General features: G+C 64.3%; 18 protein-coding genes and 2 pseudogenes. 11 read left to right on the top strand and 9 right to left on the bottom strand.

What is annotated here, in order from left to right; all coding sequences use genetic code 11:
- Positions 1 to 89 precede the first annotated feature (89 nt).
- The 9 genes and pseudogenes from BEN49_RS14220 (at position 90) to BEN49_RS14260 (ending at position 13,367) form a co-directional block, all read left to right on the top strand.
- Positions 90 to 1,565 (top strand): MFS transporter, encoded by a 1,476-nt coding sequence (locus tag BEN49_RS14220; RefSeq protein ID WP_083326103.1) that lies wholly within the window; start codon positions 90 to 92, stop codon positions 1,563 to 1,565.
- Positions 1,566 to 1,668: 103 nt separating this feature from the next.
- Positions 1,669 to 1,890: a hypothetical protein gene (locus BEN49_RS14225; RefSeq protein WP_070744448.1), complete on the top strand. Its 222-nt coding sequence runs from the start codon at positions 1,669 to 1,671 to the stop codon at positions 1,888 to 1,890.
- A gap of 226 nt (positions 1,891 to 2,116) precedes the next feature.
- Positions 2,117 to 3,358 carry an SLC5/6 family protein gene (locus tag BEN49_RS29575; protein ID WP_070744450.1) on the top strand — a complete coding sequence of 414 codons (1,242 nt, stop codon included), beginning with the start codon at positions 2,117 to 2,119 and terminating at the stop codon, positions 3,356 to 3,358.
- An 830-nt stretch (positions 3,359 to 4,188) separates the two neighbouring features.
- A pseudogene (locus BEN49_RS29580) lies at positions 4,189 to 4,809 on the top strand (sensor histidine kinase); the annotation flags it as partial.
- A 229-nt stretch (positions 4,810 to 5,038) separates the two neighbouring features.
- Positions 5,039 to 5,356 (top strand): response regulator transcription factor, encoded by a 318-nt coding sequence (locus BEN49_RS14240; protein ID WP_317040457.1) that lies wholly within the window; start codon positions 5,039 to 5,041, stop codon positions 5,354 to 5,356.
- 159 nt (positions 5,357 to 5,515) lie between these two features.
- Positions 5,516 to 7,425, top strand: a pseudogene (gene acs / locus BEN49_RS14245) (acetate--CoA ligase).
- A 405-nt stretch (positions 7,426 to 7,830) separates the two neighbouring features.
- Positions 7,831 to 10,575, top strand: coding sequence for a TonB-dependent receptor (locus BEN49_RS14250; RefSeq protein ID WP_070744461.1), 2,745 nt, complete (start codon positions 7,831 to 7,833; stop codon positions 10,573 to 10,575).
- A 177-nt stretch (positions 10,576 to 10,752) separates the two neighbouring features.
- Positions 10,753 to 12,159, top strand: coding sequence for a hypothetical protein (locus BEN49_RS14255; protein WP_125916873.1), 1,407 nt, complete (start codon positions 10,753 to 10,755; stop codon positions 12,157 to 12,159).
- Positions 12,160 to 12,248: 89 nt separating this feature from the next.
- Complete coding sequence (locus BEN49_RS14260) at positions 12,249 to 13,367, top strand: phytase (RefSeq protein ID WP_083326104.1); 1,119 nt, start codon at positions 12,249 to 12,251, stop codon at positions 13,365 to 13,367.
- A gap of 108 nt (positions 13,368 to 13,475) precedes the next feature.
- On the opposite strand, the gene BEN49_RS14265 is transcribed toward BEN49_RS14260, so the two are convergent.
- From BEN49_RS14265 to BEN49_RS14295, 7 genes are all read right to left on the bottom strand, one after another.
- Positions 13,476 to 14,009, bottom strand: a complete 534-nt coding sequence (locus BEN49_RS14265) for a hypothetical protein (RefSeq protein WP_070744465.1) — start codon at positions 14,007 to 14,009, stop codon at positions 13,476 to 13,478.
- 12 nt (positions 14,010 to 14,021) lie between these two features.
- A complete protein-coding gene (locus BEN49_RS14270) occupies positions 14,022 to 15,176 on the bottom strand; it encodes a zinc-dependent alcohol dehydrogenase (protein ID WP_070744467.1) in 1,155 nt (384 codons plus the stop codon).
- A 321-nt stretch (positions 15,177 to 15,497) separates the two neighbouring features.
- Positions 15,498 to 16,166 carry a sce7726 family protein gene (locus tag BEN49_RS14275; RefSeq protein ID WP_070744469.1) on the bottom strand — a complete coding sequence of 223 codons (669 nt, stop codon included), beginning with the start codon at positions 16,164 to 16,166 and terminating at the stop codon, positions 15,498 to 15,500.
- Entirely contained in the window at positions 16,163 to 17,023 is an 861-nt protein-coding gene (locus BEN49_RS14280; RefSeq protein WP_239691943.1) for a GIY-YIG nuclease family protein, read from the bottom strand. The genes BEN49_RS14275 and BEN49_RS14280 overlap by 4 nt, the downstream gene beginning before the upstream one ends.
- Entirely contained in the window at positions 16,915 to 17,658 is a 744-nt protein-coding gene (locus BEN49_RS14285; RefSeq protein ID WP_083326105.1) for a 3'-5' exonuclease, read from the bottom strand. The genes BEN49_RS14280 and BEN49_RS14285 overlap by 109 nt, the downstream gene beginning before the upstream one ends.
- Before the next feature lie 162 nt (positions 17,659 to 17,820).
- Positions 17,821 to 18,294: a PA2169 family four-helix-bundle protein gene (locus tag BEN49_RS14290; protein WP_070744474.1), complete on the bottom strand. Its 474-nt coding sequence runs from the start codon at positions 18,292 to 18,294 to the stop codon at positions 17,821 to 17,823.
- Positions 18,295 to 18,387: 93 nt separating this feature from the next.
- A complete protein-coding gene (locus BEN49_RS14295; protein WP_239691944.1) occupies positions 18,388 to 19,620 on the bottom strand; it encodes an AI-2E family transporter in 1,233 nt (410 codons plus the stop codon).
- A gap of 180 nt (positions 19,621 to 19,800) precedes the next feature.
- Between BEN49_RS14295 and BEN49_RS14300 the strand changes: the two genes are divergently transcribed.
- Complete coding sequence (locus tag BEN49_RS14300; protein ID WP_070744477.1) at positions 19,801 to 21,735, top strand: DNA topoisomerase IV subunit B; 1,935 nt, start codon at positions 19,801 to 19,803, stop codon at positions 21,733 to 21,735.
- A 109-nt stretch (positions 21,736 to 21,844) separates the two neighbouring features.
- The gene (locus tag BEN49_RS14305; protein ID WP_070744479.1) at positions 21,845 to 22,300 is read left to right on the top strand and encodes a CHRD domain-containing protein; all 456 of its coding nucleotides are present in this window, start codon (positions 21,845 to 21,847) and stop codon (positions 22,298 to 22,300) included.
- Between the two features lie 82 nt (positions 22,301 to 22,382).
- On the opposite strand, the gene BEN49_RS14310 is transcribed toward BEN49_RS14305, so the two are convergent.
- Both BEN49_RS14310 and BEN49_RS28035 read right to left on the bottom strand, forming a co-directional pair.
- Positions 22,383 to 22,877 (bottom strand): globin domain-containing protein, encoded by a 495-nt coding sequence (locus BEN49_RS14310; protein ID WP_070744481.1) that lies wholly within the window; start codon positions 22,875 to 22,877, stop codon positions 22,383 to 22,385.
- A gap of 58 nt (positions 22,878 to 22,935) precedes the next feature.
- Positions 22,936 to 23,079 (bottom strand): hypothetical protein, encoded by a 144-nt coding sequence (locus tag BEN49_RS28035; RefSeq protein ID WP_158022917.1) that lies wholly within the window; start codon positions 23,077 to 23,079, stop codon positions 22,936 to 22,938.
- Positions 23,080 to 23,458: the final 379 nt, after the last annotated feature.

Genomic DNA, 23,458 nt, shown 5'->3' on the forward strand with positions numbered 1-23,458 from the left:
ACTACGCACCAATCCCCAAGCACCAGCCGTCGGGCCCCAAGAGCCGCGCAACCCCATTCAACCAGCCACCATTTCCCACCCTCCCTTGCATGAACCCAACCCCCAACTCCGCCTACGCGGCCGACCTGGATGCGCCGGCCGCGCACGACAACAACCAGGTCGATTCCAAAACCATCTGGCAGGTCATCACGGCCTCGTCGGTGGGCACGGTCATCGAGTGGTACGACTTCTACATCTTCGGGTCGCTGGCCGCCATCATCGGGCCGGTGCTGTTTGGGCACGCGGGCAAGATTGAGGATTCCCTGCTGGGGGCCCTGGCCGTGTTCGGGGCGGGCTTCGTGGTGCGGCCGTTCGGGGCCATGTTCTTCGGCCGGCTCGGCGACATGATTGGGCGCAAGTACACCTTTCTGGTCACGCTGCTGATTATGGGCGGGGCCACGTTCGTGACGGGCCTCGTGCCGAGCTACGACACCATCGGCGTTGCGGCCCCCATTATCGTCGTAATTCTGCGCCTGTTGCAGGGCCTGGCCCTGGGCGGCGAGTACGGCGGCGCGGCCACCTACGTGGCCGAGTACGCCCCCGACAAGAAGCGCGGCTACTACACCAGCTTCATCCAGATTACGGCCACCGGGGGCCTCATCCTCAGCATTCTGATCATTGTAATAACCCGCAAAACGATGGGCGAGGCGGCCTTCAAAGAGTGGGGCTGGCGCCTGCCGTTCCTGCTCTCGGGCTTCCTGGTGATTGCCTCGTACTACATCCGCAAGAAGCTGCACGAGTCGCCGCTGTTTGCCAAGGCCAAGGCCACCGGCACCACCAGCAAGAGCCCCCTGCGCGACTCGTTCGTGAACCCCGTGAACCGCCGCCTGGTGCTGATTGCGCTCTTTGGCGTGACGATGGGCCAGGGCGTAATTTTCTACACCTCGCAGTTCCATGCCTACTCGTTCATGAACAACACGCTGAAGCTCGACATCATTGACTCCAGCACCATTCTGGTGGTGGCGATGGTGCTGGCCACGCCGCTGTTCATCTACTTCGGCTCGCTCTCCGACCGCATCGGCCGCAAGCGCATCATCATGACGGGCATGATCTGCGGGGCCCTGTTCACCATTCCGCTCTTCTACGGCATCAAGGCCTACGCCGGGCCCCTGTCGGAAATCACCCCCGCCACCGTAGACGCCGCCGGCGTGGCCGTGCCAGCCGTGATGAAAGCCCTGGCCCCCAACGTGTTCATGATGACGGTGCTCACCTTCATCTTGGTGCTGTTTGTGACGATGGTGTACGGCCCCATCGCCGCCTACCTCGTCGAGCTGTTCCCGACCAGCGTGCGCTACACCTCGCTCTCGGTGCCCTACCACATCGGCAACGGCGTGTTTGGGGGCTTCGTGCCGCTCATTGCCACGGCCATTGGCGTGTGGGCCGCCAAGCAGCCGGCCGGCACGTTCTCCAAAGAGCACAGCAGCTTGCTCGGCCTCGTGTACCCGGTGGTCATTGCCCTCATCTGCTTCTTCGTAGGCATGGCCCTAATGAAGGACACCCGCGACGTGAAGCTGATGGACAAGTAATTCCTGGTTTGCCTGGCTAGCCAACACCATCCGCCGGGCCCCGTGTCCGGCGGATTTTTGTTTTCCCGGGGCCCCAAATTCGCCCGTTCTTCGTTCCCGCCCCATGTCCCAACTGCCCCCCGGCGAACAGGCCGAGCAGCGCCGCGGCCAGCGCCTGCTGTTCGTGGCCGTGCTGTTCGGTGTGCTGCTCAACTTCCCTCTGCTGGCCGTGTTCGACCGCGCCGGCCGCGTGGCCGGCGTGCCCGTGCTCTACCTCTACGTGCTGCTGATGTGGGTGCTGGTGGTGGGCCTGACGGGCTATTTGGTGCGGCGGCGCGGTGAATGAGTGATTTGGTGAAGGAGCGAAGGAGTGAATGAGCTGAGGAATGGGCCCCAGGCCGTCATGCTCATCTGGCGTCCGCGCAGCCGAAGCATCTCTGCTGCTGAGCAACCCATTCGATTGAAGCACTGACGCGGTAGAGATGCTTCAACTCCGCTGCGCTGCATTCAGCATGACGGCTTTTACCTAAAAAATTACCGATTCACAACTCACTCCTTCACCGATTCACTCCTTGAACAAGCTGCTCGTCATTGGCTTTTCGTTCGGCTACCTGGCCTTGCTCTTCGGGGTGGCCTACGCGGCGGAGCGTCGGTCGGCGGCGCGCAAAAGCTTGGTGGCCAACCCCTACGTGTACGCCCTTAGCATGGCCGTGTACTGCACGGCCTGGACGTACTACGGCTCGGTGGGGCGGGCGGCGCACCAGGGGCTCAGCTTCGTGGGCATCTACGTGGGGCCCACGCTGCTGGCACCGGTGTGGTGGCTGGTGCTGCGCAAAATCATCCGCGTGTGCCGGCAGCAGCGCCTCACTTCCATCGCCGATTTCATTTCGGCCCGCTACGGCAAAAATGCCGCCCTGGGGGCCCTGGTTACGGTGGTGTGCGTGCTGGGCGTGGTGCCCTACATCGCGCTGCAAATCAAGGGCATTGCCGCTTCGTTCGTGGTGCTGACGGGCAGCGGGGTGGGGGGCGCGGCCACCACGGCCCTCTACACCACGGGGGCCCTGGCGGTGTTCACCATCCTGTTCGGGGTGCGCTCGGTGGAGGCCACGGAGCGCCACGAGGGCATGGTGCTGGCCGTGGCCGTGGAAAGCTTAGTCAAGCTGCTCGCCTTTTTGCTGATGGGCGGCTTCGTCACGTTCGGGCTGTTCCACGGCTTCGCCGACGTGTTCGACCAAGCGGCGGCGGTGCCGGCGCTGCGGCAGCTCTTCACGCTGCGCGGGGCTGGCACAGGGCCCGCCGCGTGGGGCACGCTGCTAATGCTGGGCATGTCGGCGGTGCTGCTGCTGCCGCGCCAGTTCCAGGTGGCGGTGGTGGAAAACGTGGACGAGGACCACCTGCGCAAGGCCATGTGGCTCTTTCCGCTCTACCTTATCGTCATCAACCTGTTTGTGCTGCCGGTGGCCTTCGGCGGGATGCTGCGCCTGGGGGGGAGTGGTTTCGACGCCGACACCTTCGTGCTGGCCCTGCCGCTGGCCACCGGCCACCCGTGGCTGGCGCTGCTCACCTACCTGGGGGGCCTGTCGGCGGCCAGCGGCATGATCATCGTCGAAACCATTGCCCTGAGCGTGATGATCAGCAACCACTTGCTGATGCCGCTGCTGGTGCGCGTGCCGGCCGCCGGCCCCGCCCGTCCCGCCCGCTGGTTTGCCTACCTGGGCCGCGCGGCCCTCGAAGCCGCCGCCTGGCCGTGGTGCTGGTGCTGCTGCTGGCCTACGCCTACTACGCCGAGGTGGGCCGCCAGCTGCCGCTGGTGAACACCGGCCTCGTGTCGTTTGCCGCCGTGGCGCAGTTCGTGCCCTCCGTGCTGGGGGCCCTGTACTGGAAGGGCGGCACCCGGCGCGGGGCCACCGGCGGGCTACTGGCGGGCTTCGCGGTGTGGTTTTTCACGCTAGTGCTGCCCACGCTGGTGGGCCCCGGGCGGCTGCCGGCCAGTGTGCTCAGCGCCGGCGTGGGCGGCGTGGCCTGGCTGCGGCCCGAAGCCCTGTTCGGCCTCGACGGGCTCGACCCGCTCTCGCACGGGCTGTTTTGGAGCTGGTTTTTCAACATCGGGCTCTACGTGGGCCTCTCGCTGTACCGGGCCCCCACGGCCCTGGAGCGGCGCCAGGCCGACGTGTTCGTGGACGTGTTTGCCCGCCGCAGCCTGGCCGAGGAAGTGGCCGGCTGGCAGGGCCGCACCCCACTGCCCGACGTGCGGGCCCTGCTGCTGGGCTTCCTGGGCAAGCGCCGCACCAACCAGGCCCTGGGCGCCTTCGCCGTGCGCTTCCCCGACGCGCTGCCCGCGCCCGACCCAGGCCCCGTGCGCTCGGGCCCGCCGCCCGGGGCCCAGTCGTTCGTGTCGGCCGACCCGCGCCTGCTCACCTACGCCGAGAAGCTGCTGGCCGGCACCCTGGGCCCGGCCTCGGCTCGGCTGCTGCTGGCTTCGGTGGCGGGGGCCGAAGAAATTAGTTACGACAACGTGGTGGGCATCCTGCGGGAAAGCCAGCAGCTGCTGGAGGCCAACCGCCAGCTCCAGAAGCAAAGCCGCCAGCTTCAGCGCCTCACCGACGAGTTGCGCCAGGCCTACGACCAGCTGCAAATTCTGGATATGCAGAAGGACGAGTTCCTCTACACCGTGACGCACGAGCTGCGCACACCGCTCACCAGCATCAGGGCCCTGGCCGAAATCCTGGCCGACAACCCCGACCTGGACGTGGCCGAGCGTGAGAACTTCCAGCTCACCATCGGCCGCGAGGCCGAGCGCCTCACCCGCCTCATTTCGCTGGTGCTGGACCTGGAGAAGTACGAGAGCGGCCAGGCCACGCTGGAGCGCGCGCCCCTGGCGCTGGCCGCGGTGGTAGCCGACGCCGTGGCCGCCGTGGGGCCCCTGGCCAGCGCCCGCGGCATCGAGCTGCGCGTGGACGTTCCCGCCGACCTGCCCGCCCTGCCCGCCGACCGCGACCGGCTGATGCAGGTGCTCATCAACCTGCTCTCGAACGCCGTGAAGGCCTGCCCGCCCAGCGGCCAGGGCCGCATTGCGGTGCTGGCCTGGCCCGCGGCCGATGCCGTGCTGCTGTGCGTGGAGGACAACGGCAAGGGCATCGCGCCAGCCGAGCATCACCTCATCTTCGACAAGTTTTTCCAGGCCCGCCACCAGGCCCTGCGCAAGCCCGAGGGCTCGGGCCTGGGCCTGGCCATCACCCGCCGCATCGTGGAGCTGCACCAGGGCCGCATCTGGGTCGAAAGCGCCCTGGCCCACGGGGCCCGCTTCTTCGTGGAGCTGCCGCTGGTGGGGGCCCCGAGCCGGCGGGCGGGGCCGGCCAGCCCGGGGCCCCACCGGCGGCCCCACCACTTTCCGTTCCCCGCCTTCCGCTTCCCACCCCCGGCTTGCTATGAAAACGCCCCACATCCTCATCGTCGACGACGAGCCCAACATCGTCATGTCGCTCGAATTCTTGATGCGCAAAAACGGCTACCAAGTGGGCATTGCCCGCAACGGCACCGAGGCCCTGGCCGCCATCGCCGAAACGCCTTTCGACCTGGTGCTGCTCGACGTGATGATGCCCGACGTGGACGGCTACCAAGTGTGCCAGCAGTTGCGCCAGCGCCCCGACCGCGCCGCCACGAAAGTTGTGTTCCTCTCAGCCAAAAGCCACGACGCCGACGTGCAGAAGGGCTACGACGTGGGGGCCGATTTGTACGTGCCCAAGCCCTTCAGCACCCGCCAGCTGATGGAAAAAGTGCGCGAGCTGCTGGCCGGCAAGCCGTCGCTATAAGCCGCTACGGGCGGCGCCGATTGGCCAGCCGTAGCGGCCTTAACCGGCCCGCCGGCCTAGCTTGCTGCCCCGGGGGCCCCGGGTGCGGCGCTGGGGACCCCGGCGGCGTACCGTGCCGCTTATTCGTTCTTTTGTTATTCTCACTTCTTACCCGTTCCCATGCACAGCCGCATCCGCACCCTCGAAGAATACCACGCCGACTACCAGCAATCCATCGACGACCCCGACGCCTTTTGGGCCGAAGCGGCCGAGCCCTTCACCTGGCGCAAGAAGTGGGACACCGTGCGTAGCGGCGAGTTTTCGCCGGCCGGCGACAGCCGCTGGTTCGACGGGGCCACCCTCAACCTCACCGAAAACTGCCTCGACCGCCACCTTGAGCTGCGCGCCAACAAGCTGGCCATCATCTTCGAGCCCAACGACCCCAAAACCCGCCACTCGCGCCTCACCTACCGCGAGCTGCACGAGCAGGTGTGCCAGTTTGCCAACGTGCTGAAAAAGAACGGCGTGGCCAAGGCGACCGGGTGGTGCTCTACATGCCCATGATTCCGCAGCTGGCCGTTGCCGTGCTGGCCTGCGCCCGCATCGGGGCGGTGCACGGGGTCATCTTCGCCGGCTTCTCGGCCTCGGCCATTGCCGACCGCATCAACGACGCCGACGCCACCTTCGTGCTCACCGCCGACGGCCTGAACCGCGGCGCCAAGCAAATCCCTGTCAAGAGCGTGGTGGACGAGGCCCTCGAAACCTGCCCCAGCGTGCGGCGCGTCATCGTGGTGGAGCACACCGGCTGGCCCGTGCAGTGGCAGGAAGGGCGCGACGTGTGGTACCACGACGAGGTGCAGGACGTGGAAAAGGACTGCCCGGCCGAAGAGATGGCCGCCGAAGACCCCCTCTTCATCCTCTACACCAGCGGCAGCACCGGCAAGCCCAAGGGCGTGGTGCACACCCAGGCCGGCTACATGGTGTGGGCCGATTACACGTTCCGCAACGTGTTTCAGGTGGAGGAAAATGACGTGTACTGGTGCACCGCCGACATTGGCTGGGTGACGGGCCACACCTACGGCCTGTACGGGCCCCTGCTGGCCGGCAGCACCACGCTGCTGTTTGAGGGCGTGCCCACGTTCCCGTCGCCGGGCCGCTTCTGGGAAGTGATTGACAAGCACCACGTCAGCATTTTCTATACCGCGCCCACGGCCATCCGCAGCCTCATGGCGCACTCCCTCGACCACGTGCTGGCCTACTCGCTCAGCAGCCTGCGCGTGCTGGGCTCGGTGGGCGAGCCCATCAACGAGGAGGCCTGGCACTGGTACGACCAGCACGTGGGCAAGGGCCGCTGCCCCATCGTGGACACGTGGTGGCAGACGGAAACCGGCGGCATCATGATTTCGGCCCTGGCCGGTATTACGCCCAGCGTGCCCGCCCGCGCCGGCCTGCCGCTTCCCGGCGTGCAGCCCGTGCTGCTCAACCAGGACGGCTCCGAAATTGAGGGCAACGACCAGGAGGGCTACCTCGCCATCAAGGGCAGCTGGCCGGGCGTGATCCGCACCACCTGGGGCGACCACGAGCGCGCCCGCCAAACCTATTTTACGCCCTACCCGGGCTACTACTTCACCGGCGACGGGGCCCGGCGCGACGAAAAAGGCCTTTTCCGCATCATCGGCCGCGTCGACGACGTGATAAACGTGAGCGGGCACCGCTTCGGCACGGCCGAAATTGAGAACGCCATCAACCAGAGCGACTACGTGGTGGAAAGCGCCGTGGTGGGCTACCCGCACGACGTGAAGGGCCAGGGCATCTACGCCTACGTCATCTGCAAGCACGGCGTGCCCACCACCGACCTCGACCTGAAAATGGCCGAGGCCAGCATCATAGAGGCCGTGGTGGCCGCCATCGGCCGCATTGCCAAGCCCGACAAAATCCAGCTCGTGAGCGGCCTGCCCAAAACCCGCTCCGGCAAAATCATGCGCCGCATCCTGCGCAAAGTGGCCGAGGGCGAAACTACCAACCTGGGCGACGTCACGACCCTACTCGAACCGCTGGTGGTGGACGAGATTCTGGCCGGCCGCAAGTAGGTGAGGCCCCGGGCCAGTGCTTTTTTTCCTGGTTCAGCAACGGCTTGCCGTTGGCAAAAATGCCCTGCTGGCCGTGTGCCGGCAGGGCATTTTTGCACGCCCCCCGCAGCGCGCCCCCGGGGCCCAGCGCGCCCGGGCCCGGACTGTAGCACGGCGCTGGGCCGGAGCGGCGGCACCGCGCGGCGGTGGCCTAGGCACGGGCGTAATGTGAAGTTTGTGTGTCGTAGGTTAATCATTAATTACCTTGATTAGTAATATTTTATATAGGTTAGTTGCCTGATTGGTCATTCATTTTGGGGGGCCTGGCCCGGCGGTAGCTTTTTGATAACACGGGCTTCTTGGCGCTGGGGGTGAGGAAGAAAGAGTTTTGCACCGGCAACTCAATTACCCTCTTCCCCGCACTTGATGAATCGACTTTACGCCCTGCTGATTTGCCTGCTCACGCTGCCGCTGGCGGTGCTGGGCGGCACCATTAAAGGCCGCGTGACGGACGCCCGCACCGGCGAGCCGCTGGTGGGCACCACGGTGTACCTGCGCGGCACCGGCCACAGCGACCAGGCCCAGCTCGACGGCTCCTTCACCATCCGCAACGTGGCGGCGGGCGAGTACGAGCTCATTGGCCAGCTCATTACCTACGAGTCGGTCAGCCAGCGCATTACCCTTACCTCGGCCCAGCCCGACCAGGTGCTGAACCTGCGGCTGCGCGACAAAAACAACGCCCTGGATGAGGTGACCGTGCAGGGCCACCGCGACCCGGAAGGGGAGGTAACGGCCCGCCGCATCGAGCAGGTGGCCCCCAGCATCGTCAACGTTGTCTCGGCCCAGGCCATCCAAACCTCGCCCGACATCCAGGTGGCCAACGTGTTGCAGCGCGTGTCGGGCGTGACGTTGGAGCGTAGCACCAACGGCGACGGCCGCTACGCCATCGTGCGGGGCATGGACAAGCGCTACAACTACACGCTGGTCAACGGCATCAAAATTCCCAGCCCCGACCCCTACAACCGCTACGTGCCGCTCGATATTTTCCCGGCCGAGCTGCTCCAGCGCCTCGAAGTGACCAAGGCCCTGACGCCCAGCATGGAAGGTGACGCCATTGGCGGGGTGGTGAACCTGGTGATGAAGGACGCGCCCGCCGAGCGCACCCTGAGCGGGCAGCTGGGCACGGGCTACGGCCAGCTGTTTACGGACCGCTCCTTCCTGGGCTTCGACCGCGGGCAGGTGAACATGAAGTCGCCGGCCGAGCGCAACGGCTCGGGTTACCAGGCCACGCCCGCCGACTTCCCGTGGGTGAACTACACCCACAAAACCGCGCGGCCCAACCTGCTCGGCAACCTCACCTTCGGCAGCCGCTACGGCAAGGAGCAGCGCCTGGGCGTGCTGCTGGCCGGCTCGTACCAGGCCCAAACGCGGGGCTCGAACGGCTACTTCTACGAAACGGGCATCACCCAGGACAACCAGCCCGCCCTGCGCACGCTGCACGTGCAGCAGTACTCCACGGCCCAGCAGCGCCTGGGCCTGAACGCCAAGCTCGACTACCGCCTCAACGCACGCAACACGCTGCGCTTCTACGGCGTGTACCTGCAACTCGATGAAGCCCAGGCCCGCGCCGAAACCGACACCACCTACAAGGGCACCGCCCGCCCCGACGTGGACCGCCTGCTGCGCAACCGCTACCAGCGCCAGGGCATCGCCAACGCCACCTTGCAGGGCGAGCACCAGCTGGCCCCGCGCCTGGCCGCCACCTGGTCGCTGGTGTATTCGCGGGCCACCAACAACGTGCCCGACGTGGTGGAGCAGGACCTGAAACTGACGGCTTCGGGCAACTACTACCAGAATGCCACCCGCACCTGGCTCGACAATACCGACCAGGACAAGGCTGCTTACCTGAACCTGAAGTACACTTTCCTGGAAGGCCTGGACCTTTCGGCTGGGGCCCTGTACCGCGACAAGGACCGCACCAACCACTACCTGGCGTACTCGCTGCGGCCCTCGGGCCAGCCAGCTACGAACGAGCAGGACATCAACTCGGAAGCCTACTCGGTGTTCAACCCGCTGGGCATTTACGTGGGCAACAACAACTACACGGCGGCCGAGAAAGTAACGGCCACCTACGGCCAGGCGCGCTTCGTGCGGGGGCACTGGGAGGTGCTGGGCGGCGTGCGCACCGAGTACACCGACCAGTCGTACATCACCAGCCTGCCCGCCTCCGAAGCGGCCAACCGCGGCGGCCAGAAGTACCTCGACGTGCTGCCCAGCCTGCATCTGCGCTACACCCTCGACGAGCGCCAGAACCTGCGCGCCTCGTACTTCTCCAGCATCAGCCGGCCCAGCTTTTTTGAGCTGACGCCTCACAACAACGCGGGCAGCGTGAGCGAGAGCAATGTGTACGCCGAAGCCGGCAACCCCTACCTGCTGCACACCCAGGCCCAAAACCTGGACCTGCGCTACGAATTCTTCGGCGCCGGCAACGACCAGGTGATGCTGGGGGCCTTCTATAAAAACATCAAAAACCCAATTGAGTACGGCCTCGTGACGCTGCCCAGCAGCACCGTGACGGTGTACCAGCCCATCAATCCCGGCACGGGCGCGGCCACCAACTTCGGCTTCGAGTGGGTGGGGGTGAAGTACCTGGGCAACTTCGGGCTGTCCACCAACTACACCTTCACTCAGTCGGCCATCACCACCGACAAGGGCCGCAGCGCCACCGCCGAGGACACCCGCGTCAGCGTAGCCCAAAAACGCCCCCTGCAAGGCCAGTCGAAGCACGTGGCCAACGCCTCGCTGCTCTACAAAAACCCGCGCAGCGGCTTCGATGTGCAGCTGGCCTACGTGTACACCGGGGCCCGCATCGTGCAGGTGGGCCAGTTCCTGGGCCTCGACTACTGGCAGCGGGCCCAGTCGCAGCTCGATTTTTCGGCCGAAAAACGGCTGACCAAGTCCGACAAGCGCTTCGGCCTGACGGCCTACATCAAGGTGCAGAACCTGCTGAACACGCCCTACCAGGTTGATATCCTGGCCCCCGGGGCCCCGGCGCTGCTCGGCACCCCCGCCGTGGCCAACTACCCCTACCAGGAGCGCGCCGACCGCGTGAGCGTCGTCAACCAAACCTACCGCGCCTACTACCTGGCCGGCCTGCGCTTCCGGCTGTAGGGGCCCTGGCTCTGAGGGTCCCCGGATAATTAGGGGCCCCGGAGGCCGTCATGCTGAGCGTAGCCGAAGCATCTCTACTGCGGCAGTAATCAAGATTAGTGGAGCAGTAGAGATGCTTCGACTTCGCTCAGCATGACGGCCTTTCGTACGCTTACAAATTTGAATTCTATTCCGACTATGCCCTTCTCTACTCCCTTGTTCCGTGCCGCGGCTGCCGCTTGCCTGCTGGGCGCTGGGGCCCTGTTTTCGTCGTGCGAGAGCGTGATTTACGTGGCCGCGCCCGTGACTTCGGTGGGCCAAAGCTTCACCGGCGACACGCTGCGCAGCCCCATCAAGGGCATCATTGCGGGCCGGGTGGCCCCGTACTACATGGTGGGCGACGTGACCGTGAACGACGGCGACACGCTGCTGATCCAGGCGGGCGTGAAGATCCTGGTGATTGGTAAACCCAAGTCCACTAGCACGTTCGGGCAGGCCACCAACAACCCCGGCTTCGTGGTGAACGGCGCGCTGCTGAGCCTGGGCACCAAGGAGGCGCCGGTGGTGATGACCATCGCCGATAACCTCAAGGGTGACCCCAACGCCGTGGTGAGCGCCGCCACCGATCCGGCCTTCAAGGGCTATTGGGGCGGCATAAACGCCGACGGCGCGGCGCTGCTGGTGCTGCGCTGGACGGAAATTGGCTACGTTGGGGGGCCCTACGGCGCCAACGCGCCCACCGGCTACGCGGCCGGCGACCCCAAGTACGGCATCTCGATGCTGGCCAAGAAAGCCACCGCCCAGTTGGTGGTGGAGGACTGCTACCTGCACGGTTCCGTGGACGACTTCATGCGCCTGCAAAGCTGCCGGTTCAGCCTGATGCGCAACCGCTTCGAGAAGATGGGCAAGGCCGGCGGCGAGGGCGTGAACGTGAAGGCCGGCTGCCTCGGCGACATCGCCTACAATACCTTTGTGGGCGGCGCCACCAACGGCTCGAAGGTGGCCTCGGTGGCCGCCGCGCCCGTGCAGGCCACCGTGAACACTTACAACAATACCTACCTCAACTGCGGCTATCGCCAAACCAAGGCCGGCCGCGGCGGCTCCATCAACTACGAGGTGCAGGCTGCCGGCGTGGTGTACAATAACCTGATTGTCAACTGCCGTTTCGGCCTGCGCATGCGCTCCGACGACCTGCCCGACCTCAGCAAAATCAAGTACAACAACCAGTACTACTACGGCGGCACCGCCTCCCAGGTGGCCGAGTTCAACGCCGCCACGGCTGGCTCCGTCACCACCAACCAGCCAAACGATACCCGCGGCGCCGCCGGGGCCCTCGACCCCAAGTTCCAGGCTGCCGACCTTACCACTGCCGCCGGTACCACGGCCGCCCCCAACACGGCCATGCAGTGGACCAACTTCCTCCGGGGCCCCGGCGGCCTGCGCCTGCTGGCCAATTCGCCAGCTTTGGGCCGGGGCTTCACCACGTTCTCGCCCGTTAATGCCGTGGGTGGCCTCCGCATCGGGGGCCTGTTCACGCCCACCGTCAGCGCGCCGGGCTCCGACGCCGGGGCCTACCAAGCCGACGGCACCGGCAACCAGCAGTAGAGGGCCTCACCCGCTGTAAAACGGAGTGGTAATCCGTTCCGGTACCTGGCCGCAACGGAGTGCCACTCCGTTCTACAATCCTTTCCCCGATGCCCGTTTCCGTTCCTTTTCGCTTCCCAGCCGTGGCCGGTTTGCTGGCCGCCTTGGCGCTGCTGGGTACCCAGTGCCACCAGTCCGTGTCGGGCGTGCTGGGCACGCCGGTGGGGGCCCTGAACGCGGGCCGCGGCGTGGTGCAGCCGGTGGTCGTCACCAGCCCCGTGCGCTACGATACTGATGACCCCGCCATCTGGGTGAACCCCGCCGACCCGGCCCAGAGCCTGGTTGTTGGCACCGATAAGGCTTCCGACGGGGGCCTGTACGTGTTTGATTTGCAAGGCAAAGAGGTGCTGGGCAAAACTGTGCACGGCCTCAAGCGCCCCAACAACGTGGACATCGGCTACGGCCTGCTGCTGGGTGGCCACCCCACCGACTTTGCCCTCGTAACGGAGCGCGAAACCAGCCTGCTGCGCGCCTTCTGCCTGCCCGACATGCAGCCGCTCGACCACGGCAACCTCGCCGTGTTCGCCGGCGACGCGGCCGGCGACCGCATGCCGATGGGCGTGGCCATCTACACCCGCCCCACCGACGGGGCCCAATTTGCCGTGGTGGGCCGCAAAACGGGGCCCCGAGCAGGCTACCTGGCCCAGTACCAGCTGGCCGACGACGGCGCCGGCCAGTTGAAAATGGCGCTCGTGCGCCAGTTCGGCGCCTGGAGCGGCAAGAAGGAAATCGAGTCCATCGCCGTCGATAACGAGCTGGGCTTCATTTACTATTCCGACGAGGGCGTGGGCGTGCGCAAGTACTACGCCGACCCGGCCCGGGGCAACGCCGAGCTGGCCCTGTTCGCCCAAACCGGCTTCACCGAAGATCACGAAGGCATCTCCATCTACAAAACGGGGCCCCGGACGGGCTACCTTCTGGTGTCGGACCAGGGGGCCAGCCAGTTCCGCTTCTTCCCCCGCCAGGGCACCCCCGCCGACCCCAACGCCCACCCCGAGCTGCGCGCCGTGCGGGTGGCCGCCCACTTCAGTGACGGTTCCGACGTGACCAACGTGCCCCTGAACCCGCAGTTTCCCTACGGCCTGTTCGTGGCCATGTCCGACAACAAAACCTTCCACTACTACCGCTGGGAGGACCTGCTGGGCCCCGACCTGAAGGCTGTGCAGTAGCCCGCGCGGGGCCCCGCAACGGCTAGCTACCCTAGGCCCTGGGCCGCAAAAAGCCCGCCCGGTACAGTAACCGGGCGGGCTTTTTACGTTGCGTCGCCGCACGAGTGCTTAGGCTTGGTAGCGCCGGCGCTTCTTGGAGCGCTTATTCTTGCCTTTGGAGCTGAATAACACAATGGCGCCGGCCGTCAGCAAGGAAATGGTAGCCAGCCGGGTAATGAACCCCGAGCGGTTGTATTTCCAATCCATTTTGGCGCCGCGCTCCGCGAAAATGTTGGGCACGTGGCCGTGCGTGAGGTCAGCCAACACACCCTCTATCATGTCTACCCGGTCGGCTAGAATCATGGGCAGCCAGTGCTTATACTGATTCTCACTGTATTTATAAGCCTGGCGGCGGATTATTCCGCTCAAGCCGCGGGGCGGCTCCGGCGTGCCAAATACGGCCGACACATTGGGCCGCTCAATCGACTTCAGCACCTCTTCGTTCACGGGCTGTAAGTAGGGACGCTCGTCGCTTTTGGGGTCCTCGCCCACGTTCATGCGGTCGCGCATGGGGTAGGTGGGGTCGTTCTTGGGGTCGGCATCGATGCCCCAGCCCTTGATCTGCTTCGGGTCGACGGGGGTATTTACGGTGTTATCTTTCATGGGAAGGCAAGGTTACTGGTTGGCGGTAGGGGGCATGAGCACGGTCTTGATGCAGTTGTCCAGCTTGTCGGAGAACATGCGGTAGCCGTCGGCCACTTCTTCCAACGGCATGCGGTGCGTGATCAGCCCCTTGGGGTTAATGATGCCATTCTGCACGTGCTCAATCAGGCGCGGCAGCAGGCGCTTCACCGACGTCTGGTTGCCCCGGATGGTCAGGCCCTTGTTCATGGCGTTGCCGATGGGTATCAAGTTATCGGTCGGGCCGTACACGCCCACAATCGACACGATGCCGCCTTTCTTCACCGAGTTGATGGCCCAATGCAGGGCCGTGGCCGAGCCGGCCTGTAGCAGCAGCTTGCGGCCGGTAATGGTTTGCAGGGCGTTGCCGGCGGCTTCGGCTCCTACGGCGTCAATCACGCAATCGGCACCCAGCCAGTCGGTAATTTTCTTGATGAACACCACCGGGTCGCCGATTTCCTCGAAATTGTAGGCCTCGCAGTACGAGTAATTGCGGGCAAATTCGAGGCGGTACTCCTCTTTGTCGATGATGATGACCCGGCCCGCGCCGAACAGCCAGGCGCAGCGCGCGGCCATGATGCCAATGGGGCCGGCCCCGAACACCACCACCGTATCGCCGGTCTGAATGCCCGCCATTTCGGCGCCCTGGTAGCCCGTGGGCACCACGTCGGTGAGCAGCACGGCGTCGTCGAGGTCCATATCGTCCGGGATGATGACCGGGCCCACGTTGGCGTAGGGCACGCGGGCGTACTCGGCCTGCCCGCCGTTGAAGCCGCCGGCCGTGTGCGAGTAGCCAAAAATGGCGCCCACAGCCGTCGATTCGGTGTTGGACTCTTGGCAGTTGCCAAACATGCCCTGCCGGCAGAAGTGGCACTCGCCGCAGGCAATATTAAACGGCACAATCACCCGGTCGCCCACCTTCACCTTGGTCACGTCGGCCCCAATTTCCACGATTTCGCCCACAAACTCGTGGCCAAAGGTGGAGCCCACGCGGGTATCGGGGATGTTGCCGTTGTAGAGGTGCAGGTCGGAGCCGCAGATGCAGGCGCGCAGCACGCGCACGATGGCATCCTGGGGATGCTTGATTTCCGGCATGGGTTTTTGCACGGCGCGGACCCGCTTGGGGCCCCGGTATTCCATTGCTAACATAAAAAATCTCTGGAAAGGAAAGAAGACAGCTACTGCCGCGCCAAGCATTTCCCAAGGGTACTTGCGTCCGCCCAACTCCTAAAGAAGCCCTTCGCGCGGCTGACTGACTTATTAATACTGAACTGCATAGCCAAGGTTGCAGTAACCTTTTGCCTCGAAACTACAGCAAGGTTGAGCTTATAAATTACTCAAGATGAATAAGCTATAATCTAGCGATTTGGTGCAACTAAGGCTCAGGTTTGGTGCTGCAAATTATAATTCGCGTTTTTGCTATAGCAGTACCCCACCCGGGCGCCCCCCGTCGCCCATGGGGCCCCCGCATCATTTGGCGGGCGCCTGCTTGCCGCCCGCGGGCTTGGCTTTTTTAACGGGTTTAGTGCCCGGTTTTGCTTTGCGCTTGAGTCGTCGCTGCCGGATGGCCGCCAGCCGGTCGCGCTCCACTTTGCGCTCGGCGCGGGCCAGCAGGCGCTGGGGCAAGCGGGCCATCAGCCGCTCGCGCACGTACTGGGCCAGGCGCGCCAGCGGGATGCGGTTGTTGGTGCGCAGCAGGTGGGCCACGTCGCGGCTCCGCAGCGTGCTCACGCCCGTCAGGCCCAGGGCCAGCAGGAACTGCTTCACCTCTTCGAGCAGGAGCAGGGCGGCGATGGGGGCCCGTTCCACGGTGGCGTTGTAGGCGGCCGGGCGGTGCGGGCGCAGGCCGTCCTCGGCGGCCACCAGGATGCCCACCCACGCGGGCAGCAGCGGCAGCAGCTTGGGCAGGTGCTTGGCCGTCACCACGAACGTGACGAAATCGTAGGCCGCGGCGTAGCAGCGCAACTGGTTGGGCACGCGCTGCAAAGTGTCGCGGTCGCCCTTCACCTCGTAGCCGTGCATGAAATCGGGCGTGATGTGCACCACGTCGGCGCGGGTGCTGCCGGTGGGCAGCTCGTCCACGTACACGCCGTCCGTCAGCTGCGGGTAGAGCAGGGCCCTGATTGCCGGGTCGTTCACGAAAACACCTTTACCTTCTCGCCCTTGTGCTTGGTGCGCAGGTACTGGCGGATGATCTGCTGCGTGTCCTTGTTGTCGGTGTACGACTTGATGACGTCGCGGAAGTCCCCGATTTTGCGGGCCGTGAAGGTTTCGTCCACGTAGGCAAAGCCTAGGTAGCGGCCGTTTTCGACCAGCACGACGGTCTTTTCCAGCTCGGTGCGGCCCGCGCCAATCACCACGAACGACTGGTGCTCGTAGGTAATGCTGTCGATGGCCTCGTCCACGCGGGCGTTGTAGGCTTCGGGCGCTTCCTGGCCCACGCAGGCCCCCAGGCAGCGGTGCACCTGGTAGTCGAAGCACGCGCCCGGCGTTTTGTAGAGGCCGCACAGCTTCTGGCACAGGTTGTACTTAGCCACCTTGTGGTACAGAAAGCCCTGGGCCTTGTACTGGTTGCCAAGCGCAATGATGGGAATCTCGGCGTTGCGGGCGTCGGCGCGGCCGTAGAGCAGGCGCTTGTAGCCCTGCTCATCCACGCGCAAATAGATGCCCGCCGGAAACACCGAGCGCCGCTGGGCCCGGTTGTAAGCCGGCTTGAGCTGCTTGATGAGGTGTGACTCATACAGCAGCGCCACCAGCTCCGAGCCGGTCAGTTCCCAGGTGATGTCGGCGATGGAATTCTTGAATTCCAGGCTCTTGCGCGACTTTACATCCACGGCAAAGTGCTGCTGGATGCGCTTGTAGATGTTGATGCTCTTGCCCACGTAAATCACCTCGCCCGCCTCGTTGTGGAAGTAGTACACGCCGGTGGCCTGGGGCAGCGCGGCCACCATTTCGGGGCTGACGAGCGGCGGCAGCAGGGCAGTTTTGATGGCCAACTGCACGGCGGCCACGCGCTTGGCCGCCGGGGCCTTGGTGGGGCCCCCGCGCCCTCGGGCCGGCGGCCGGCGGGTGCCAGCGCATCTACCTGGGCCAGCGTGTCGGCGGTGGGGGCCCCCGGGGCCCCAGCCTCGCTTTCCTGGGTGATGCCGAGCAGGCGGCCGAAGAGCAGGGCCGTGGCGTGGGCGTCGCCGGCGGCGCGGTGGCGGCCGTTCAGCGGGATGCCGATGTTCTGGCACAGCTTGCCCAGGCTGTAGCTGGGCTGGCCCGGAATGAGGCTGCGCGAGAGTCGCACGGTGCACAGCGTTTTGCGCTGGTAGTTGTAGCCGAGGTCGGCAAATTCCTTCTTCAAAAACGAGTAGTCGAACCGCACGTTGTGGGCCACGAACACGCAGCCCTCGGTAATCTCGACCACCTTGCGCGCCACCTCGTGGAACTTGGGCGCGTCGCGCACCATGTCGTTGGTGATGCCCGTGAGCTGGGTGATGAACGGCGGAATGCTGCGCCCGGGGTTGAGCAGGGTGGCGTACTCGTCGATGATTTTTTCGCCGTCGTGGATGTACACGGCAATCTCGGTGATGCGGTCCTGGGCCGGCTGGCCGCCGGTGGTTTCTAAATCGACAATGGCGTACAAAGGGCAGCGGAAAAGGGCGGGCAGGAGATTGGGCTAACAAATTTAGCGGCCCGGAAGGTTGCAAGCCGCCCCAGCCGGGGCCCACAAAAAAAAAGAGCGGCCCGGGGGCCGCTCTTTTTAGCAATTACTCAAGCGGTAAGCGGCCGCAAGGGCCGCATCGGCTTAGTTATTCGTGGTGTGGGCCGAAAGCCAGGTTTTGGCTTCCTGCACTTTGCTGTGCTGCTGCTGGAGCACGCTTTTTACGTCGGCGGGCAGGTCCTGGGCGGCCAGGGCGGTTTCGTAGCTTTTCAGGGCCGTGGCTTCGCCGGTAGCGGCGGCTTCGAGCACAGCCGAGTCGTCCTGGCCGGTGAAGGCCGATTTGATGTTGATCCAACCGCGGTGCACGGCAGCGGCGGCATCGGTGGCCACGCTCTCCACGGTATTAGAATCGGCGGCGTCGATGCCGTACTGCTGGGCGTAGCGCTCCAGGTCGGACGCGAAGCCAGCGCGCTGCTGCGAAAACTGGCTGAGCTGCGATTTCAGGTCGGCGCTCTTTACTTCTTCGGCGGCTTCTTGGTAGCCTTTGGTCGACGTGCGGTTCAGGTTCAGCAGGTCGGTGAGGGCGCGGGCGGTGGTGTCGGTGAGGGTACTAGCCATGATAATATCAAATTGAAAGTGGGAGTGGAAAAGAAGCACTGGGCTTGTGCAGGCGTTTACGGGGCCCCCGGCGCGGGGTTGCGCCCGGGGGCCCTAGCCGGGCCGTAATTTGTGCCAGGTGCGCATAAAAAAGCCTTCTTTGGCTGCCGACTTAGCCGACTTCAGTTCGGTGCCGTCGCTCACGTCGCCCAGCAAAAAGCCCCACGGCTCCGTGCTTTTGTTGGCGTCGAACACCACCTTTAGCACGGCCACCAGCGGAATGCTGAGGATCATGCCCGGCGTGCCCCACAGCTCGCCGCCCAGAATGAGGACGATGATGGCCGCCATCGGGTTGATGCTCACCTTCGAGCCCGTCACCATCGGCGTGATGAAGTTGCCCTCCAGAAACTGCACGAACACGAACACCCCCACAACGCCCAGCGCTTTGGTGGGCGAGCCCGTGTCGACGAGCGTAACCAGGGCCGGGATGGCCGAACCCACCAGAATGCCGATGTAGGGGATGATGGCCAGCACCGAGGCGAAAATGGCGAAGAACACGGCGAACTTCACCCCCAGCACCAGCAGGCCGATGGAGTTCAGCACCGACACAATTACAATCACCGTGAGCAGGCCCTGGATGTAGGCCTGCACCACCACCTGGATGTTGTCCATGGTGTGCAGCACGTTGGTGCGCTTGTCGGGGCTTACGAAGCGGAACAGGAACTGCCGCATGTGGTCGCGGTAGTACAGGAAGCAGAAAATGTAAATCGGTACCAGCGTCGTCACGCTCAGCACGCCGGCCGTGGTGCTGAGCGTGGAGCCTAGGTAGCCGCCGGCCGACGACTTGAACGACTCCATACCGGAGTCAATCAGCTCGTCTTTACTGATGGGCTGGTAGCCAAACTTGTGGCTGGCCCATTGCTGAATCTGGTCGAAGTACTGCACGCCCCGTTCTTGCAGCTTGGGCAACTCGTCGCGCAGGCTCACAATTTGCGAGCCGAACAAATAGAACATGCCCACCAGCGCGGCAATGACGAGGAGCAGCGTGAAGATGATGGCCCACACCCGCGGCAGCTTCCAGCGCTCGAAGCGCAGCACCAGCGGCAGCAGCAGCACCGCGAGCAGCGCCGCGAACAGGATGGGCAGCAAGATGCCGTCGAGCTTGTGCAGCACGTACACCAGCAGCGAAAGCCCGATGAGCACGAACGTGTAGTGCACAACCCCCGACTGCTTCACCTCGGCCGGGGCGTGGTGCTGCATGGGCGAAGGCAGGTTGCGGGGGGCGTTGAGGTTGTTGGGCGGCGGCATGTTGCGTGGCGCGCCCGAAGCAGTACGGGTGGGTTGCATAGCAGGGGGGGGGGAAGTAGGGGTGAGGCCGGGGCCCCCGCGAACCTGGGGCCCCCGGGCGGGGTTGTGAATTGGCTAACCAGGTTGGCGGTGGCGGCTAAGCTGCCTGGCAGGGCCCCCGGCGGCCGGCCGGGGTTTTGTGCGTTATTTTACCTGGCAATTGCCTCCTACGGATTTTTTATGACGAGCGACGAACTCACCCCCGCGGCCCCCGCCCACGGCTACACCGAAGACAGCATCCGCTCGCTCGACTGGCGCGAGCACATCCGCCTGCGGCCCGGCATGTACATCGGCAAGCTCGGCGACGGCTCGGCCTACGACGACGGCATCTACGTGCTGGTGAAGGAGGTCATCGACAACTGCATCGACGAGCACGTGATGGGCCACGGCCGTACCATCGACATCAAAATATCGGAGCAGCGGGTGCAAGTGCGCGACTACGGCCGCGGCATCCCCTTGGGCAAAGTGGTGGATGTGGTGAGCAAAATCAACACCGGCGGCAAGTACGACTCCAAGGTGTTCCAGAAGTCGGTGGGCCTGAACGGCGTGGGCACCAAGGCCGTGAACGCCCTCAGCGGCTACTTCCTGGTGCAAAGCGTGCGCGAAGGGCTGCTGAAGTCGGCCGAGTTTGCCCAGGGCCGCCTTGTGCAGGACCCCAAGCCCCAGAAAACGCCGCAGCGCAACGGCACGCTGGTGACCTTCCAGCCCGACGACACGATTTTCAAGAACTACCGCTTCATCCCGGAGTACTTGGAAAACCAGATGTGGAACTACGTGTACCTCAACGCGGGCCTCATCATCAACTACAACGGCCAAAAGTACTTCTCCGAAAACGGCCTGCGCGACCTGCTCGGCCGCAAGGCCGACGTGGAGCACCTGCGCTACCCCATCATCCACCTCAAGGGCCCCGATATTGAGCTGGCCATGAGCCACGGCAACGACTACGGCGAGGAATATTACTCCTTCGTGAACGGGCAGTACACCACCCAGGGCGGCACCCACCTGGCCGCCTTCCGCGAGGCCGTGGTGAAAACCGTGCAGGAGTTTTACGCCAAAACCAACAAGAACAAGAAGTACGAAGCCTCCGACATCCGGGCCTCCATCATCGCCGCCGTTTCGGTGCGCGTGCAGGAACCCGTGTTCGAGAGCCAGACCAAAACCAAGCTCGGCTCTTTGAACATGGGCGACGAGGGCCCCACGGTGCGCGGCTTCGTGCTGGACTTCGTGAAGGAGGAACTGGACAACTTCCTACACAAGAACCCCGCCACCGCCGAAGCCCTCAAAAAGCGCATCGAGCAGAGCGAGCGGGAACGCACGGACATGGCCGGCGTGAAGAAGCTGGCCAACCAGCGCGCCAAAAAGGCCAACCTGCACAACCGCAAGCTGCGCGACTGCCGCTTCCACCTGGGCGAAAACGCCAAGGACGGCGCCGAAAAGGAGCTGCTCACCACGCTCTTCATCACCGAGGGCGACTCGGCCTCGGGCAGCATCACAAAGAGCCGCAACGTGGAGCTGGAGGCCGTGTTCAGCCTGCGCGGCAAGCCGCTGAACTGCTACGGCCTGAAGAAGAAAATCGTGTACGAGAACGAGGAATTCAACCTCTTGCAGCACGCCTTGAATATTGAGGAAGGCATTGAAAACCTGCGTTATAACCGCGTGGTCGTCGCCACCGACGCCGACGTGGACGGCATGCACATCCGGCTGCTGCTGCTCACGTTCTTCCTCCAGTTCTTCCCCGACCTCGTGCGCAACGGCCACGTGTTCATCCTCGAAACGCCGCTGTTTCGGGTGCGCAACAAGAAGGAAACCATCTACTGCTACAACGAGGGCGAGAAGCAAGCCGCCATGCGCAAGCTGGGCAAAAACCCCGAAATCACCCGCTTTAAAGGTTTGGGCGAGATTTCGCCCGAAGAGTTCGGCAAGTTCATCGGCGACAACATCAAGCTCGAGCCCGTCATCCTGCAGTCCGACCGCAGCATCCAGCAGGTGCTCACCTACTACATGGGCAAGAATACGCCCGACCGCCAGCAGTTCATCATCGAAAACCTGCGCCTGGAAAAAGACCTCGTGACCAGCGACGTGCTGCCGGTGGCCGAGGTGGTGGAAGTTGATTAGGGCCCCGGGGGCCCAGCGGGAAATTTCTTTTTAACTTAATGCAAACCGGTTGGTTGAGGATTAACGTAAGAATCCATTGTACTTTTTCCCGCCCTCAATTCCTCGATTTATGAAGAATTTCCTCGCTTCTCTCTTATTACTAGCCGGCTTGGTATCTGCCACATCCTGCAAAAAAGACGACACTACCAACAATGCGCCGGTGCAGCCCACGCTGGGCACCTTTAGCGGCAGCCAAGAAGTGCCCGTTGTGGCATCCGCGGCCACGGGTACCATCACCGGTACCTACGATAAAACGGCGATGGTACTGACGTACACCGTCACGTTCTCCGGCCTGACGCCCATCATGGGACATCTTCACACCGGGGCACCGGGCGCAAACGGCGACGTATTCTATCCCTTCCCCTTCAACAATGCTGCCGGTAATGGCTTCATATCGCCCATCACCGGTACTAAACAGCTTACCCCAGATCAGGATAAGGCATTGCTTAGCAATGGAGTGTACGCTAACCTACACACGGCGACCAACAAAGGCGGTGAAATCCGGGCTAACCTAACGGTGAACTAGTCCTTCTCCGCAGTCAGCACCCCACGCAAAAGCCCCCGCCCGGTACATCCGGGCGGGGGCTTTTGCGTGGCCGGTGGGGGCCCTATTGGCCCACCACCTGGCTTTGCAGGGTGGTGATGATGGTGAGCAGCTCGGTCTTCTCCGGGTCTTTCACGCCGTTGTCGGTCAGGGCCTTGGTGAAGGCCACGCCGAACACGCCAAACTCCTGGGTGGTGGTGGCCATGCCTTTGTGGGCGGCCGTCATGGTGAGGCCCTTGTATACCAGGGCCCCCCCGGTGGCCTGCCCGATCTGGTCAATCAGGTTGTCGCGCAGCAGCGTTACGCGCTGGGCGTTGCCCGAGCTAAGCAGGGGGTCGAAGGTGCGCTTGAGCGACGTGTTGCTGGTCTGGGTTTCGGCAATCACATTGGCCAGGAACGAGTCCACGACCTTCGACACGCCACCAACGCTGCCCAAGCGGGCGTACAAAGTGGGGGCGGGCGCGGGGGTAAGCGCGGGGTCGTTGATTTTGCTGCACGCGGCGTTTAGCAATATGTTGCTGGATAACAGCACGGTGAGTATGAAAGTAAAGGTGTTCATCGAAAAATAAGTGATAAAAAATGGGTGAAAAAAGGAAATCGGAAACGAGCCAGGGGCCCTACACCGCCACAAAAAAGCGGCGCAGGTTGAGGGTGAAGCGCAGGCGCTCCAGGGCCAGCACGTAGCCGGCCGGCACCGGGCGCAGGCCGGGCCGTGGCCCGATCGGGGTGGTACACGAACGATACCGTGCCCGTGCCGGCATTTAGGGCGCAGGCCGATACGCTGGGCTGGGCCGCCAGGCGCGCGCGCAGGGCTCCGGCCGCGGGGCCCGTGGGCAGGTGTGGCACCTGCTAGGCCACCAGGGCAATGGGTGCGGTGAAGCTGTGCAGGCTGGGGGGCTCCCAGTTGGCCCAGGCCAGCACGGTCAGGGGCCCCACCAGCCAGCCGTGGCGTACTAGGGCAGATATAAAATTATTGGTTAAATACTATTTATAATGCACTGAACGAATTCATTCGCAACAGTTGCTTGTAAAGATTTTATTAGGAAGTGCTCCTCGGTGAACGCCAGAATTCATCCGGCCAACGGGGCCCCGGCCCCCGGTCGGCGGCCGGGCCTCGGCGGGCGGCGGGCAGCCGCACCC

This window comes from Hymenobacter coccineus (genome assembly GCF_001816125.1).
Lineage (GTDB): Bacteria > Bacteroidota > Bacteroidia > Cytophagales > Hymenobacteraceae > Hymenobacter > Hymenobacter coccineus.